We start from the raw sequence: 16,418 nt of genomic DNA, 5'->3' as shown, positions 1-16,418 counted from the left end.
AGCCGTCCCGGTTCGGGGCGGCTTTTTTATTTGCAGATTTGCAATCAATCCAAAGATTTCAATCGACCTTTTTTTGCGGGATAACCCACCTTTGGATCCGCCAACTTCGCTCGTAATCAAGCGTGTTTGGGTGGCGCCAAAGAGGATGAATTGACGCGTGATCCCTAATTTACGACAGTAAGGAGCGCCTGAACGAGTATTCTTTGACAGTTTTTTGCGAGCGCGGCGCGCGCAAATTCAATTTTGACTACAAGCAGGAAAAACCATGAACTCAATGATCAAAGCGGCCCGCACGGTTCTTTCAAAATACGTCACGTTCAGCGGTCGAGCATCCCGATCAGAATTCTGGTGGTGGATCCTAGCCGTGTTCATCGTCCTTTTCATCTGTCAGATAATTGACGGTGCCCTGATCTTGCCCCTGCTTGGGTTTGAAGCGTTTCAACAAGAAGGCGGCACTCCACTGTCATTTATTGTCTCGCTGCTTGTGATCCTTCCAAACATCGCCGTTGCAATACGGCGCCTGCACGACACCGGTCGTGTCGGTTGGTGGTTACTGATTGGACTCGTGCCGATCATCGGAGCGCTTGTCCTTATATACTTCTACATCCAACCAAGCGAAGAAGAGGCCAACCAGTTCGGCCCGCCGCAGCCCTTCGGTTAAACGGCGAGGGCCGCCTGCAAGTCTAGCGAAAACCTGAGCAAGCGATTGCCCAGCCGCAGTGTCGGATTGCTAAATAGCGAGTCGGTCTATGGGCCTGAAAAACCGGCAGACTGAGTCAGCTGAGGAAGCGACATACAAGCGCTGGAAAGATTGGAGCGAGATCTCGTAGCTTTCGGGATCGTATTGAACACAGACGACTGGCAGGACATCGACAGGCATGCCGCGGACGTGTCAGTCCCTGCAGGTCACAAAATCCAGAACCAGGCAAAGGTTGCCGAGTTATGGATCTTCCTGTTCAGCGGCATTGCAGCCTCCGAACAAACGTGGAGGGATGGCACTACGACAATTGCCCGTTTTCTCGAACCAGGTCACATCTGCGCCAAAACCTCGGGCCCGACAGAGACCCGATGCCAGTTCCTGATTGAGTATAACGGCAACGTTCTTCTGCAGCTGTAAAAGAAGGATATCGCGCGGTTCCTAGGCAATACACCTCAAGGGTTTTCCCGTTTGCTGCGGAAACAAAAAACGACCAAGGATTAACCAAGGTTCATCGCCGGTCGAACGGTTTCCCTTAATTTGCAGGCATATATCGATTAGATTTAAACGATGGGAACTGTCGTCATGGCTTACCCGAAAATGCTGACAAAGCGGGACTTTGACTGGACACTAAAGCCCGTCTCGTCTTGTTTTTCGATGTCTGGCTCCGGCACAACGTCTTCGAAGTCGGCACATTCGAGAACTTTCTCCCCGCGCTATTTACGCAGAGGAACACGCCAGAAAGCCTTGAGTACCGGCCTGACATGGATCCCAATCTGATCTCACCCAAAACCCAACAAGGTTTTGACAAATCATTCTATGAACGCCTTGTTAGAGACTACTCACATGGCAAATACCCATACGATGTTCAGCAATATGACAACCCTTCGATCCTTTGACACGCGGTCGTTCACCACAAGACATCAAGCGGTCCGCCTCCACCGCATTCGATGTCTGGCTTTCCAGGCGACGCAAAACTGATCAGATACCTTCGCCACACCATCGCTCTACAAAATGATCCGCATGCGTTTCCACCCTACTGCCACAACCGGCAGCACAGAGGTATCTGCCCGGATGCACAGGCCCATCCCTTGCACGTCCGCGCGATTGGCATAGGTTTCACAACAACCGCAAAATTCAAAAGGCAGAACCGATGAGCGATCCAACCTACACGCCCCCCGCAAAATGGACATGGGACAAAGCATCAGGCGGCACATTCGCCTCGACCAACCGTCCCATCGCAGGTGCGATGAAGGACAAGGAACTGCCCGTCGGCAAACACCCGTTCCAGCTTTATTCGCTCGCCACGCCAAACGGGGTCAAAGTTACTCTGTTGTTCGAGGAATTGCTGGCCGCAGGCGTGAGTGATGCAGAATACGATGCGTGGCTGATCAAGATTGGAGATGCGGATCAGTTTGACTCCGGCTTTGTTGAGGCAAACCCAAACTCCAAAATCCCAGCCCTTATGGATCACAGCGGCGACACGCCGCTGCGGGTGTTTGAATCCGGTTCCATCCTGATCCATCTGGCCGAAAAGTTCGGAATGTTCCTGCCTGCCTCCGGCCCCGCACGCACCGAGGTCATGAACTGGCTGATGTGGCAAATGGGGTCTGCCCCGTTTCTTGGCGGCGGGTTCGGGCACTTCTATGCTTACGCGCCAGAGAAGTATGAATATCCAATCAACCGCTACGCAATGGAAACTAAACGGCAACTGGACGTCTTGGACCGTGAACTGGCGACCCGGCCCTATATCGCGGGCGACGAGTACACCATCGCGGATATGGCGATCTGGCCATGGTACGGACAACTGTGCTTGGGGCGGCTCTATTCAGCGGCGGAGTTCCTCGACGTAGAGAGCTATACCAACGTGATGGCATGGGCGGAAAAGATCGACGCGCGCCCGGCAACATTGCGTGGACGCATGGTAAACCGCGTGTTTGGAGAGCCTGAATTGCAATTGCATGAACGCCATGATGCGTCAGATTTCGACACGCAAACGCAGGACAAGATCGGCACAGCAGAAACCGACTAGGCGCGCTACAGGTACGCCAATCGCAAGGCGGAGTTACCCTCCGCCTTCCCCTTTTCAGATTCCGCGCTAAGTGCAGGGCGAACCTGAAACGGAAATCATCATGCGCCTGCCCCTTTACATCGCTGCCTTGTGTGTTGCGACACCCGCCCTGTCTGCAGACCTCATCGTCAGTTTTCGCGACGGTGCGCCCAAAGACAGGTTTACGCTGACTTACGATGGGTCTTGCGCATCTCAAGCAACGCAGGTCGACATCGACCTAGGCACAGCACCTGCAGGGCTCATTTTTGATATTACTGGCGCTGGCGCAGGGGTCGAAGTGTTTCAACCGCTGGAATGGGTCGTCGGATCCGCCCGCACTACGGCCGTGACCGACGGCGACACGGTCGTCAGCCTCGAGCTCGAACCGCTCGCACCCGGTGAAACGCTGGCCTTTACCGTCGACATCGACGACACGACAAGTTCGCGCCAGATCACAGTGAACGGGTCTGAAATGGTTGGTGCCACGTTGCGTGCAGATGGACAGGAAGCTCTGTTTGACGCCACTGGCACCGCACGGGTCGCACTGGCCAAATGCCAGTCCTAAGACGCATTTCAACGAGCCTCAGCGGCGGCCAACCTGACGGCAGATCAGGATGACCGGCAACAGGCCGACAGCCACGATCACAAGGCTCGGGACGGCCGCACCGTCCAACCGTTCGTCCGAAGCAAGTCGATAGGCCTGCACCGCCAACGTGTCGTAGTTGAAGGGGCGCATGATCAGCGTCGCCGGCAGCTCTTTCATCACATCCACAAAGACGATCAGCAAAGCGGTCAGCAAGCTTGGTGTAAGGATGGGCAAATGGATGCGGCGCAAGGTGGCAAAGGGCCCCTTGCCCAGCGACCGGCTGGCTGCATCCATATTGGCATGAACCCGCGCTTGCCCACCCTCATAGGCGCCAAGGGCGGCGGCAAGAAACCGGACCATGTAAGCAAAGACCAAAAGCCAGATGGAACCCGTGATCAAAAGCCCGGTCGAGATATCAAAAGTGGCGCGCATCCATGCATCCAGCGCGTTGTCAAATGCGGCAAAGGGAACCAACAGTCCCACCGCAATGACGCCGCCTGGCACCGCATAGCCCAGCCGCGCAATATAGCTTGTAGCTCCGGACGTGCGCCCGGGCTGAGTCCGTTGGAAAAACCCAAGTATAACCGCTGCCGTCAGCGTCAGCGCCGCAGCGAGGGCAGCAAGCGTAAGGGAATTGCCAATGAAGGCCAGATAACGCGGGCTGAGCAAATCCTGCCCAGAGCCAACGCCAAGCGAGATCAGCGCAATCACCGGAATGATTGCGCCAAACAGAACCGGTAGACCGCACAGGATCATCGCCGCACTCACCTGCCAGCCGGTCAGATCAATCGGTGGATGCTCTTTCTGGCCACGGCTCGGGTCATGATATTTAGCTTGCCCACGTTGCTTACGCTCAAGCATGGCCAGAAGCAGAGCGAAGGACAAAAGGCACAACGCTAGCTGCGCCGCGCCCGCCCGATCGGCGAACGAAAACCAGCTAGTGTAAATACCAGTCGCAAAGGTCTGCACCCCAAAATAGGCGACCGTGCCAAAATCCGCGATCGTCTCCATCACCGCCAGCAGTACACCGGCAGCAATCGCGGGGCGGGCCAGCGGCAAGCTCACGCGCCAAAACGCCACCCATGGGCGCGAACCAAGAGCCCGGGCTGCCATAAAAGTCGACCCGCTTTGCTGCAGGAAAGAGGCCCGCGCCAGCAGGTAAACATACGGATAAAGTACAAGGACAAGCATGACTGCTGCCCCGCCAAGGCTGCGGATCTCAGGAAACCAGTAGTCCCGCGGGCCCCAGCCCATTACGCCGCGCAAAGTGGACTGCACGATACCGGGATGGTCCAGAACATGGGTATAGCCGTAAGCCAGCACATAGGCGGGAAAGGCGAGCGGGATGACCAACGCGATCTCGAACATGCGCACGCCGGGAAAACGGGTCATGGTCACAAGCCATGCTGCACCTACACCGACAGCAAAGGTCCCAATCGATACCAGCACCACCAAAAGGCCCGTGTTTGCTGCGTACCGGCCCAGCACACTGCCTGCCAGATGCACAACCGTCTCGGTGCCCCCGGTCAGCGCCGCGATTGCGACGGCAAGCATCGGCAAAAGGCAGATGACGGCGATCCCAAATGCCGTCCAAGACAGCAGCCGCGGCGTGGTTCGCAAGCGTGGAATTGTGGAGGTGACTGACACGTATAGGGCGCCCTTGGGTCGTACCCGCCGTTTATCTTACGTTTTCGCTCGGGTTTCCAGCCCTCTGCAACGCGACCTTATTGATCCGTTCAACCGTCATACTCAAACAGCCGCTATTTCCTCGGGTCAGTCGTATGTGCGCTGATCCTCGATCACCAATCCGTCTTTGGGCAGGCTGTCTGGCGCGTGGAGCTCCACTGTGCCTTTGAGTTTCAGAGTGTCTGCAACGCTGCCGGCATATGCCTCGGCGCGGTCAGAGGTTGTTTCCAACTGCACCAGCATCGTGTCCTGTTGCCCGTCCCGACCTGCGATCACACGGGCGCGGGTCACCTCGGGGTGCTTGGCCACAAGGGCTGCGACCTGTTCGGGACGCACGAACATGCCTTTGATCTTGGTCGTCTGATCGGCGCGCCCCATCCATCCCTTGATGCGCACATTGGTACGTCCACAGGGGCTTTGGCCTGACAGAACAGCGCTCATATCCCCTGTCGCAAAGCGGATCAGCGGATAGTCGGGATTGAGCGATGTGACGATCACCTCACCCACTTCTCCTTCCGGCACCGGATCGCCGGTGCCCGGGGTGACGATTTCGACGATCACACCTTCGTCCACAACCATGCCTTCCAGGGCTGGCGTTTCATAGGCGATATTACCAAGGTCGGCCGTCGCATAGGACTGCATGCAGATGATGCCGCGATCTGCGTATTCCTGACGTAAGGACGGGAACAACGCCCCGCCACCCACGGCAGCTTTGGAGAATTTGAGGGTCACGCCCATCTCGTCTGCCTTGTCGAGGATCACTTTCAGATAGTCCGGCGTCCCCGCATAGGCCGTCGTGCCAATGTCTCGGGCGGCAGTCACCTGCAATTCAGTCTGACCAGTCCCTGCCGGAAGAACGGCAGCGCCGACAGCCCGGGCGCCAGATTCAAAAATCATACCCGCAGGCGTCAGGTGATACCCGAAACAGTTCTGAACGATGTCATCCGCGCCAAATCCAACCGCATGCAAAAAGCGGCCCATGCGCCACCAGTCATGACTGATCCCACCGGGTTCATAGATGGGACCCGGGGATTGGAACACATGCGCGAGATTAGACACGGGTATGCCGCCGAACGGAGGCTTCTCGGCCTGCCACTTGGCGAGTTCAGATTTGCGCAGAATGGGTAGAGTGCGAAGATCATCCAGCGTCTTGAGATTGCCTACGTCAGGAAGGCAACTGTCCGCAGCTGCTGCGACGCGCGCAATCTGTTCGTTGACAGCTGCCAACTGTTGCACAGCACGGGCATCCACAGAGCGGGTTTCTAAATCGTCAAAGTAAGTCGTGTCAGGCATCGCAAGACCCGCTCCTCTTTAAATACAGTAAGGCAAACGTGGCATCCGCCGCCGATCAACTCAGCCAGCGTTTGCGGCGGCGATAACTGCGCACATCGCGGAAGGATTTGCGGCCCTCATCAGACATCCCCAGATAGAATTCCTTCACATCCGGGTTCTCACGCAACTCGGCCGCAGGGCCGTCCATCACAACGCGACCGGATTCCAAAATGTAGCCGTAATGCGCAAACCGCAGCGCCACGTTGGTGTTCTGTTCAGCAAGGAGGAACGTCACGCCCTCACTCTCATTGATCGACTTCACAATCGTGAAAATCTGTTCAACCAACTGCGGAGCCAACCCCATCGAAGGTTCATCCAGAAGGATCGTTTCAGGGCGGGACATTAGCGCGCGGCCAATGGCCGTCATCTGTTGCTCACCACCCGAGGTATAGCCAGCCTGCGACTTGCGTCGTTCACGCAGACGCGGAAAGTAGTTGTAGACCATTTCAAGGTCAGCCGAGATCGCGCCCTTGCCATCGGTGCGGGTATAGGCGCCGGTCATCAGGTTTTCCTCGACGGTGAGGTGCTCGAAACAGTGGCGCCCCTCCATCACCTGCACGACGCCGCGTTTAACCAGATCGGCAGGGTCGGCATGGGCGGTATTTTGACCATGATAATGGATCGTGCCCTTGGTGACTTCGCCCCGCTCGCTTGCCAGCAGGCCAGAGATGGCCTTGAGCGTCGTGGTCTTGCCCGCGCCATTGCCACCCAGCAAAGCGGTGATGCCGCCCTTGGGCACCTTCAGGCTGACGCCTTTCAGCACGAGGATCACGTGATTGTAGATCACCTCAATATTGCTGACCTCTAGAACGGTCTCTGTCTTGGCCTCGGCGTCCAGCATGGATCACACCCGTTTGTTCTGAAATTCAAATTCCCGGCGGCAACACAGGCCGCCGCCGGGAAACGTCACTTACCCGCAGTTGGGCTCGATATTGCTTTCGCTGGCATAGGCCGCGCTGTCTTCTTCGATTAGTGGCCCGATGATGTCACCATCCGTCGGCTTGAACTCGGAAATCAGCGACCATTTGCCCGCAGAGGCATCCCACTGTGTGACACCAACCAAAGCGTTACCGCCGTGGTTTTCACAGCTCACAGAGAACTCAGGTCCGAAGTTCGGCAGACCCAGCTCAGCCATTTTAGCCTCCGTGATCTCAAGAGCTTCCATCCCGTCCCGCATCATCGCCGGAGTAATGTCAGCCGTGCCGTGGATGCCTTGAGCGGTCTTGGCCGCTTCGGCAGCCAGCATAGCCGCATACATGCCGCGGTTATAGAGAACGGTACCGATCTGATCTCCGGATCCGGCTGACAGTCCCTTATCGGTGACATAGGTCTTGATCTCGTCAAAGATCGGGAAGTCACTTCCCACACCGTGGAACGTCAGCGCCTTGTATCCGTTGGCTGCATCGCCAGCAGGCAGAACGTCGTTTTCAGACCCGGACCACCAGATGCCGATGAAGTTTTCCATCGGATAGCGGATGTTGGCCGCCTCCTGGATCGCCACCTGGTTCATCACACCCCAGCCCCACATCAGGACATTGTCGGGACGTTCGCGGCGAATTTGCAGCCACTGAGACTTTTGCTCCTGGCCGGGATGGTCCACGGCCACTTCCATCAACTCAAAACCATGCTTTTCAGCCAGACCTTGAAGTGTCCGGATCGGCTCCTTGCCATAGGCGGAGTTGTGGTAGACGAGCGCAATCTTTTTGCCCGAGATGTCACCACCGTTCGTTTCCAGAAGGTAGTTGATCGCGCCAGAGGCGCCGTCCCAGTAGTTCGCAGGGTAGTTAAAGACATGGCTGAACACGTTGCCGTTCTTTGCAGACGTCCGGCCATAGCCCATCGAGTGGACGGGGATGTTATCTGCAGTCGCTTTGGGAATCAGCTGATAAGTGATGCCTGTCGACAGCGGTTGATAGACAAGCGCGCCTTCGCCCTTTGTGGACTCATAGCACTCCACACCTTTTTCGGTGTTGTAGCCGGTTTCGCATTCCAAGATCCGCGCCGGAACACCACCGATACCACCATCGCGCTCGTTCAGCAGGGTAAAATAATCGGCGTACCCATCCGCAAACGGAATACCACCCGCCGCGTAAGGGCCTGTGCGATAGCTAAGGGATGGGAACACAAGGTCCGCCATCACAGGGCTTGCAGCCATCATGGCTGCTGTTGCCCAGGTTGCGATCTTCATCTTCATCGGTTTTTCCTCCCGTTGGTTTTATCCGATATGCGGCCCGTTCTGGACCATTCCGTAAGGCGGAGTTTTCCCCGCCATTGTTGGTGATCGCCCGCCTAGTGCGGGAACGGCCACAATCTCAATTTCTCCTTGGCCACACGCCAAAGCTGCGCGATCCCGTGGGGTTCAAGGATCAAAAACATGATGATCAACCCACCCACAATCACAAGCTGGAAATGCGCCACGATATCCGTAGGCCAACCCATCATGTCCACTCCGACAAGCTTTAACAGCACTGGCAAGACCACCAGAAAAGCGGCCCCGGCAAAGGCGCCAAAGATACTGCCAAGGCCCCCAATAATGATCATGAACAGCACCAGAAACGACTTCTGAATGCCAAACACCTCGCCCACTTCTACGGCGCCAAGGTAAACGGCAAAGAACAGCGCACCCGAAATCCCGACAAAGAAGGAACTGATAGCAAAAGCCGTCAGTTTGGCCTTCAGCGGGTTCACACCGATGATCTCGGCCGCGATATCCATGTCGCGGATCGCCATCCACTGACGGCCCACAGAACCGCGCGTCAGGTTGCGCGCCATCACCGCCGCTCCGATGGTAAAGACCAGACAGAACAAATAGGTCGCCCAGGCCTCGGTGTTTGGCCCGGTCACTTCGATCCCGAACACGGTACGTTCAGGTGCGTTGATCTGACCGGATGCAGAATAGTTGTAAAACCACGCCACCTTGTTGAAGAGCCAAACAAGAAAGAATTGGGCGGCAAGCGTAGCCACAGCCAGATAGAAACCCTTGATGCGCAGGCTTGGGAGGCCAAAAGCCGTACCGACCAGTGCGGTGATCCCACCCGCGATAATTACGTGGAAAAAGATGTTCACATCCGGAAAGGCGGTCATCAGTTTGTAACAGGCATAGGCCCCAACAGCCATGAACCCGCCGGTCCCAAGGCTCACCTGCCCGCAATAGCCCGTCAGGATGTTCAGCCCGATGGCCGCGATCGCGTAGATCAAAAACGGCAGAAAGATCGAATTGACCAGATAATCGTTCATAACGAACGGCAGCACCAGAACTGCAATCGCCAGCACTGCATAATAACGATACCGGTCAAACCTGATTGGGAACGTCTGGCTATCCTGCGGATATGTCGTCGAAAAATCGCCTGCCTCACGATAGAGCATTTCTGTCCCCCTTCATGCGCGCCGTTATGCGCACGCCTTTAACTATGAATTCAAGTTGTGCGCGTTCGCCACATTTCACCCCATTCCCCATGGCACGTTTGGCCCGGGAAAATGGAGTGGGAACCATGACTGCCATACTTGACGACATGCGTCGTCTGGAGGCCGCGCATGCACGCGGCGATCTGAGCGCAATTGATCTTGCCGCTGCCAAGGCGGACTTGCTCGAGTCCGTTCCGGACGCAGACGAACCAGTGCACGCGGTCGAGCATGCACCCTCGCGCGTTACCCGGGTCACGATCTGGCCGATGCTTTTGCTTTGCGTTCTGGTGGTGAACATCTGTGCCGGGGTAACCCTGATGCTGACGGGTGACCTCATGCTGTCGTCGACGCTCGCCATCACGGTGCTTGCCGCGATCACGGTTATGCTGTTCCGGCAACTCGATAGTTGATCATACGCGTTCAATGATCTTCTCCCCGAACAAGCCCTGCGGGCGGAACACAAGGAAGATCAGCGCAAGAACATAGGCAAACCAGTTTTCGGTCGCGTTCATGGTAAAGCCAAACAAGGCCCCGGCAAGGTCGCCTGAAGACATGAAGAACTCAAACAGCTTTTCGCCCACGCCGATGATCAACCCGCCCACAATGGCGCCGGGGATCGAGGTAAACCCACCCAGCATCAGCACCGGCAAAGCCTTGAGCGCGATCAGCGACAGCGAAAACTGAACGCCTGACTTCGCACCCCACATGATGCCAGCCACGAGGGCGACAAAGCCGGCCACCGACCACACCAAAATCCAGATGTAGTTGAGAGACACACCTACTGACAAAGCGGCCTGGTGATCGTCGGCCACAGCACGCATCGCGCGGCCCTGTTTCGTGTATTGGCTAAACGCCACCAATACGGCCACCAGCAGGATCGCAATAATTGTCGCGGTGATATCCAGATTGTCGATGAAAAATCCGTAGCCAAAGATATTGAACGTCGCCTCATCAATGGCAAGGTTGATGCCTTGGGGCAGACAGGTGGTATCGGTCAGACACACATCCAGCTTCTTGATCTCGGACCCCCACATAAGGTCCGCGACCCCTTCCAGCAGGTAAGCAAGGCCAATGGTCGCCATAAACAGAATGATGGGCTCCTGTCCCACCAGATGTTTGAAGATGAACCGCTGCACCGCCCAGGCGAGTCCGATCATCACCACCACTGTAAAGATGATCGCGATGATCGAATGAATCTCCCACCCAAAATAGTGGATTTTGGTCCCAAAGACCGCGTTGATCAGATGGTAAAACGGCACCTGCCCCGTCTGAATACCGACCAAAGTCATCGCCGCAAACAGGGCCATAACCCCTTGGGCAAAGTTGAAGATGCCGCTCGCCTTGAAGATCAGTACGAACCCAAGAGCAACAAGGGCATACATCACCCCGGCCATCAGGCCGTTGAGGAAGACTTCCATGGCGTAGATCAGTTGGTCAGGCATTAACGGCACTCCTCAGGCCACTTTTCACATAACGCAGCGGACTGCGGCAGTTTGGTCGCGGTTAGAACGGCGATATTGGTCTCGTCTAACGTAAAGGCGGCAGCGGGAACGTGCATCATTTCAACGCCACTCCCATCAGATCAGCCGTATGATCGCGCAACGGCTGATAGCTCACGCGCAGACGCGTCAGCCCCTCAAAGGTCAGGTTCCAGTTCAAAGTAATCTCGGTCACGCGCCCATCTCGACGAGACGCCGCCAAAAAGGCCGCCGCGTAGGCGCGCGCCATTGTCATGCGGCTGACCGGCTCAAATCCGGTTGTCGACACAAACTGCGCACCCGCCCCTTCACGCCACTCATTGTAGGCCAGCAGAAGCTCCGAATAGCTCAGCCCGCTAGAAATGATCTCGCAGGCGGGTTCATCATACATGAACACAACCAATGTGCGGTTCAGATCGGTTTCCTGATAGCCCAGCGCGTAGGTGTTCAGCGTGCTTTCAAAATAGCGGCGAAACGTGCGCGGGATTGGCATGATGTCGCGCGGTGACAGACTCGCAGGATCTTCCAGATAGGGCAAACACTGCGTCTCAATCACATTGCATAGGTCGGCCATGCCGGGTTGGGTTGGATCGCAAATGGCCGGTTCTTCGGCCATGACCGGACCCGCCCAAAGGGCCGCACATATGGCAAGCGCTCTAAAGCGCACCGGCAGTCTCCGCGTGGCCAATGCACCACATCGGTGCACGCGCGGCGCACACTCTGTGCACACCCTGTGCACAGCCGTTTTGGCCCAAATATTCAGTCATGGGCGACCCCGAGATAGGCATCGATCACCGCCTGATTGCCGCGCACTTCGTCCGGCGTGCCATCACCGATCTTCTTACCGTAATCCATCACGACAACCCGATCGCTGAGGTCCATCACCACGCCCATATCGTGCTCAATCAGGGCGATCGTGGTTCCAAATTCGTCATTCACATCGAGGATAAAGCGACTCATGTCCTCCTTTTCTTCGACGTTCATGCCCGCCATGGGCTCGTCCAGTAGCAGCAGCGACGGCTCGGCCGCCAACGCGCGGGCCAGTTCGACCCGTTTTTTCAAACCGTAAGGCAGACGGGAGACCGGTGTTTTGCGAATGGCCTGAATTTCGAGAAAATCTATAATCTTTTCAGCCACTTCACGGTTGGCCGTTTCTTCAGCCTCAGCCTTCCCCTTCCAGAGACTTTGCGCAAAAAGGCCTGTCTTCATGTGGGTCAAACGGCCCGTCATCACGTTGTCCAGAACACTCATCCCTTCGAACAGCGCGATGTTCTGAAACGTGCGGGCAATGCCTTGGCGCGCCACTTCAAACGGCTTCATCGCAGGGCGCGGTGCACCTTTGTAAAAAACCTGTCCTTCTTGTGGAATGTAAAAGCCCGAGATGACATTAAGCATCGATGATTTGCCCGCGCCGTTCGGGCCAATGATCGCGCGAATTTCACCCTCACGAATGTCGAACGATATATCCTTGATCGCTTCAACCCCGCCAAATCGCAGGGTTATATTCTTCATCTCCATCACCACGCCGCCGATTTTCCGACCATCTGCGGTGGTGTAGCCTTCGGTCTGATCAAGCATTAACCGTCTCCATCGTCCGACCTCTCAGCCAGGTATTAACCATTTTCTGCGCAAGCTTTTCCCACGCCAATTCGGTGGCCCAAAGGTGCTTTAGAAAATGGAACGTCGCTACTTGCTGAACCTTGCCTACGACTGCCACCAAAAGGGGCTGAGCGCGCGGGCAACCCGCAAAATCATGCGCAAGAGCATCGGGGCATTCACCAACAACCACCGCTTGCGATGTGCGGAGCGGCATGCGTTTGACAGTCACTAAAAGGCCTCCCATCACTCTGCCGCCATCTTTTGTGGCACAGCTGAGGTTTGCGCAGGCTGGATCAGCAACGTCGCGGAAATCGATCCCTTGCGCCCGTCCTCATAAGTGACCTCCGTGGTGGTCGAGACTTGCTCGGACCCGTCGTAAAGGGCCGCAATGATATCGCCGTACTTCTCTTCGATAATCCGGCGGCGCACTTTCAGAGTGCGGGTCAGTTCCCCATCATCGGCATCCAACTGTTTGTGCAGCACGACAAAGCGATGCACCTGACAGCTCGACAACATCTCGTCCTGGGCCACGGACGCATTCACTTCTTCCACATGTCCTTTGATGGTCGTCAGAACCTGTGGATGCTGAGCAAGTTCCTGATAGGACGCGTAGCCAATGTTGTTGCGCTCGGCCCAGTTCCCAACGGCTGTCAGATCAATATTGATGAATGCCGTGCATTCATCCCTGCCATTGCCGAAGACAACCGCCTCTAGAATGTTCGGGAAGAACTTTAGCTTGTTTTCAACGTATTTTGGCGCAAACAACGCACCCGACGCCATTTGTCCCACGTCCTTGGCCCGGTCGATGATGCGCAAGTGCCCGGTGTCTTCCTCGATGAACCCCGCATCGCCCGTTGCGACCCAACCCTCCGGATCTTTGGTGTCGGCCGTGCTTTCGGGGTTCTTATAATACTCTACAAACACGCCCGGTGAGCGGTAAAACACCTCTCCATTCTCGGCAATCTTCAACTCCACGCCGGGGCATTTCACACCCACTGTGTCGCTGCGCACCTCGCCATCAGGCTGGGCAGTGATAAACACTGTGGCCTCTGTCTGACCGTAAAGCTGTTTGAGGTTGATGCCCAAAGACCGATAGAAATCAAAGATTTCCGGGCCGATAGCTTCACCAGCCGTATACCCCACTCGCACCCGGCTAAAGCCCAGCGTATTCTTCAATGGGCCAAAGACCAGCAACTCGCCGAGGCGGTATTTCAGCCGATTCCCAAAGCTCACATCTTTGCCGTCCAGTATCGCCGGACCCACCTTGCGCGCGTGCGCCATGAAATAATGGAACATACGCTGCTTGAGGGCGCTTGCATCCTCCATCCGGATCATCACCCCGGTCAGCTGGTTCTCAAAAACCCGAGGTGGAGCAAAGTAGTAGGTCGGCCCAATCTCGCGCAGGTCCACATGCATGGTCTCCGCACTTTCAGGGCAGTTGGTACAAAACCCGGTCCAAAGCGCCTGACCAACGGAAAAGATGAAATCCCCAACCCAGGCCATCGGCAGATAGGCGAGAATGTCATCACTCTGGCGCAGCCCATCAAAGTCGGACGACGACTTCGAAGTCTCGATCACGTTCCGGTTGCTCAGCACCACGCCCTTGGGTTTGCCAGTGGTTCCAGAGGTGTAGAGCATCACACAGGTGCTGTCATAGTCCAGCTTGGCAATGCGCCGCGCCATCTCGGGCGCCAGTTCATCCCGCTTGGCGCGGCCGGCATCCTGTACATGAGAATATTGGTGCAGCTTGGAATGGTCGTATTTCCGCAAGCCGCGGGGATCGAGATAGATCATTTGCTCGAAGTTCGGCAGCTCGGCCTGCACTTCGATCACCTTGTCCACCTGCTCCTGATCGCCAACGATCACAAAGCGCGCGCCGCAATGCGAGAGTGTATAGGCCATCTCTTCGGCGGCAGCGTCTTGATACAGCGGTACAGGAATCGCGCCGCACATCTGCGCCGCCATCATCGACCAATAGAGCGTGGGCCGATTGCGCCCAATCACAGCAATAAAGTCGCCCTCGGCGACGCCAAGGTCGATCAGCCCCAGTGCCAGCGCTTCAATTTCTTCACGGGTTTCGGCCCAGGTCCAGCTTTGCCAGATGCCGAACTCTTTCTCTCGGTACGCAGGCGCATTGGTAAACTGCGTTGCGTTGCGGTTAAGCAATGCAGGAATGGAGTCCATTCCCGTCGAATTGGCCATTTCGGCAGTCACGTGCTTTCCTCCCTGGTTGCCGGTATCCGGCTTATTTTGGCGGGCGACGCGAATCCCGCAAACAAATCGTCGCGGGAACATATGGACGTGTCAAATCTTTCTTAATACATTCTGAAATGTAGCATAATGTTACAACCTCGAAAGACTGTCTAATGCAATCGCCAGAAACCCTGCACCGGTCGCGCGATACCTCTGTCCTTTTGCGCTCTGGGCTAAATATGATCCAGCAGGCGCTGTCGATCTACAGCGAAGATCTGCGCCTCATCGTCGCGAACCAGCGGTTCCGCGCCATGTTCGGATTGCCATCGCATCTGTGCGAACCGGGCGCCGCTTTCTCCGAGACCATTCGCTATCTGGTGGACTCAGGTGAATACGGCGATGTCGGCGACAAGGAAGACTTCATCACGGCGCGCGTGACACAGGCCCTGACCTTCGAGCAGCACTATGTCGAACGCAAACGGGCCAATGGGCGGTGGCTTTCGGTCGAAGGTGGCCCCTTGCGGCAGGGCGGTTGGATCGCCGTATATACCGACATAACTGAAATCAAACAGCACGAAGACATGTTGCGGGCACGGACTGATGAACTGTCGGGCCGATTGCTCGACCGCTCTGAAGAGCTCGCCCGCGCCAACCGCGCCCTGGAAGCGACCATCAACCGCCTGCATGAAACCCAACAGCATCTCGAAGCGGCCGAGGCCCGCGTCCGCCTTGCCGCAGAAACCACACCAGCCCACATCGCCCGGCTGGACCTGCAGGAACGCTACACCTACACCAACCGGCAATTGCCGGTGCGCCCCGTGAACGGAGCGGACAATATCGTGGGCCATACAGCCCACTCTGTGCTTGGGCCGGAGGTCTACGCCGAAATCTCGCCCGCCCTGCGTTCCGCGTTCGGGGGCAAACCGAAAGTGGTCGAATTTACAGTGCCGCAAGATGGCCGCCACATCCGGGCCGCTTTCACACCTGACACCAATTCCGCAGGGGCCGTGACCGGTGCCTATGTTCTTTCGGTAGATACCACTCTGTCTCAAGCCAGCGATCCATCGCCCCGCCGCGCTGCACAGTTTGGACTCTGGACAGTCCAGTTCGACCGGTTGGACCTGATGGCCCAAGGCTCTGACACCCCAGTCCCTTTGTCTGTGTCCGAGGCGGCGTTGCTGCGCGTTTTCCTGACTTCGGCAAACAGGCTCATATCCCGGGCCGAAATATTTTCTGCCCCCGGCCTTCACCCGACGTCAGCGCGCGCGCTCGATGTGCGCATTTCGCGCCTGCGCGGTAAATTGGGCGACGACCCAAAGGCACCAAAACACATCCGCACCATCTATGGTGCGGGTTATATTTTTGTCGGTGATGTCAGCTGGCTGGCGTGAC

Annotated in this window: 15 protein-coding genes; 6 read left to right on the top strand and 9 right to left on the bottom strand. The window is 56.7% G+C overall.

Features of this window, described 5'->3' with window-relative positions; genetic code table 11:
- Nucleotides 1–265: 265 nt before the first annotated feature.
- The 3 genes from ABJD00_RS16765 to ABJD00_RS16755 all read left to right on the top strand — a co-directional run bounded on the left by ABJD00_RS16765 (nt 266) and on the right by ABJD00_RS16755 (nt 3,312).
- Nucleotides 266–661, top strand: coding sequence for a DUF805 domain-containing protein (locus ABJD00_RS16765; protein ID WP_413832744.1), 396 nt, complete (start codon nt 266–268; stop codon nt 659–661).
- A 1,189-nt stretch (nt 662–1,850) separates the two neighbouring features.
- The gene (gene yghU, locus ABJD00_RS16760) at nt 1,851–2,729 is read left to right on the top strand and encodes a glutathione-dependent disulfide-bond oxidoreductase (RefSeq protein ID WP_413832742.1); all 879 of its coding nucleotides are present in this window, start codon (nt 1,851–1,853) and stop codon (nt 2,727–2,729) included.
- Between the two features lie 100 nt (nt 2,730–2,829).
- A complete protein-coding gene (locus ABJD00_RS16755) occupies nt 2,830–3,312 on the top strand; it encodes a hypothetical protein (protein ID WP_413832740.1) in 483 nt (160 codons plus the stop codon).
- Between the two features lie 18 nt (nt 3,313–3,330).
- On the opposite strand, the gene ABJD00_RS16750 is transcribed toward ABJD00_RS16755, so the two are convergent.
- The 5 genes from ABJD00_RS16750 to ABJD00_RS16730 form a co-directional block, all read right to left on the bottom strand.
- Nucleotides 3,331–4,962, bottom strand: coding sequence for an ABC transporter permease (locus ABJD00_RS16750; protein WP_413832991.1), 1,632 nt, complete (start codon nt 4,960–4,962; stop codon nt 3,331–3,333).
- Nucleotides 4,963–5,106: 144 nt separating this feature from the next.
- Nucleotides 5,107–6,312, bottom strand: coding sequence for a phenylacetate--CoA ligase family protein (locus ABJD00_RS16745; RefSeq protein ID WP_413832738.1), 1,206 nt, complete (start codon nt 6,310–6,312; stop codon nt 5,107–5,109).
- A 55-nt stretch (nt 6,313–6,367) separates the two neighbouring features.
- Nucleotides 6,368–7,192 (bottom strand): ABC transporter ATP-binding protein, encoded by an 825-nt coding sequence (locus ABJD00_RS16740; protein WP_413832736.1) that lies wholly within the window; start codon nt 7,190–7,192, stop codon nt 6,368–6,370.
- 69 nt (nt 7,193–7,261) lie between these two features.
- Nucleotides 7,262–8,545, bottom strand: a complete 1,284-nt coding sequence (locus ABJD00_RS16735; protein WP_413832734.1) for an ABC transporter substrate-binding protein — start codon at nt 8,543–8,545, stop codon at nt 7,262–7,264.
- Between the two features lie 95 nt (nt 8,546–8,640).
- Nucleotides 8,641–9,717 carry a branched-chain amino acid ABC transporter permease gene (locus ABJD00_RS16730; RefSeq protein ID WP_413832732.1) on the bottom strand — a complete coding sequence of 359 codons (1,077 nt, stop codon included), beginning with the start codon at nt 9,715–9,717 and terminating at the stop codon, nt 8,641–8,643.
- 125 nt (nt 9,718–9,842) lie between these two features.
- Here ABJD00_RS16730 and ABJD00_RS16725 point away from each other — a divergent pair, with 125 nt between their 5' ends.
- Nucleotides 9,843–10,166: a hypothetical protein gene (locus ABJD00_RS16725; protein ID WP_413832730.1), complete on the top strand. Its 324-nt coding sequence runs from the start codon at nt 9,843–9,845 to the stop codon at nt 10,164–10,166.
- On the opposite strand, the gene ABJD00_RS16720 is transcribed toward ABJD00_RS16725, so the two are convergent.
- From ABJD00_RS16720 to ABJD00_RS16710, 3 genes are all read right to left on the bottom strand, one after another.
- The gene (locus ABJD00_RS16720; RefSeq protein ID WP_413832728.1) at nt 10,167–11,198 is read right to left on the bottom strand and encodes a branched-chain amino acid ABC transporter permease; all 1,032 of its coding nucleotides are present in this window, start codon (nt 11,196–11,198) and stop codon (nt 10,167–10,169) included. It lies immediately after the preceding gene.
- A gap of 115 nt (nt 11,199–11,313) precedes the next feature.
- On the bottom strand, nt 11,314–11,901 hold the full coding sequence (locus ABJD00_RS16715) for a hypothetical protein (RefSeq protein WP_413853640.1): 588 nt from the start codon (nt 11,899–11,901) through the stop codon (nt 11,314–11,316).
- Between the two features lie 92 nt (nt 11,902–11,993).
- On the bottom strand, nt 11,994–12,812 hold the full coding sequence (locus ABJD00_RS16710) for an ABC transporter ATP-binding protein (RefSeq protein WP_413832724.1): 819 nt from the start codon (nt 12,810–12,812) through the stop codon (nt 11,994–11,996).
- Between the two features lie 97 nt (nt 12,813–12,909).
- On the opposite strand from ABJD00_RS16710, the gene ABJD00_RS16705 reads away from it, so the two are divergent.
- Nucleotides 12,910–13,065 carry a hypothetical protein gene (locus tag ABJD00_RS16705; RefSeq protein ID WP_413832722.1) on the top strand — a complete coding sequence of 52 codons (156 nt, stop codon included), beginning with the start codon at nt 12,910–12,912 and terminating at the stop codon, nt 13,063–13,065.
- An 11-nt stretch (nt 13,066–13,076) separates the two neighbouring features.
- Here the strand turns inward: ABJD00_RS16705 and ABJD00_RS16700 are convergent, their stop codons facing one another.
- Nucleotides 13,077–15,035 (bottom strand): AMP-binding protein, encoded by a 1,959-nt coding sequence (locus ABJD00_RS16700; protein WP_413832989.1) that lies wholly within the window; start codon nt 15,033–15,035, stop codon nt 13,077–13,079.
- Between the two features lie 164 nt (nt 15,036–15,199).
- On the opposite strand from ABJD00_RS16700, the gene ABJD00_RS16695 reads away from it, so the two are divergent.
- A complete protein-coding gene (locus ABJD00_RS16695) occupies nt 15,200–16,417 on the top strand; it encodes a PAS-domain containing protein (protein WP_413832720.1) in 1,218 nt (405 codons plus the stop codon).
- Nucleotide 16,418: the final 1 nt, after the last annotated feature.

Source organism: Tateyamaria sp. (assembly GCF_039945315.1).
GTDB lineage: Bacteria > Pseudomonadota > Alphaproteobacteria > Rhodobacterales > Rhodobacteraceae > Tateyamaria.
This window is presented reverse-complemented; position numbering and strand designations above follow the sequence as displayed.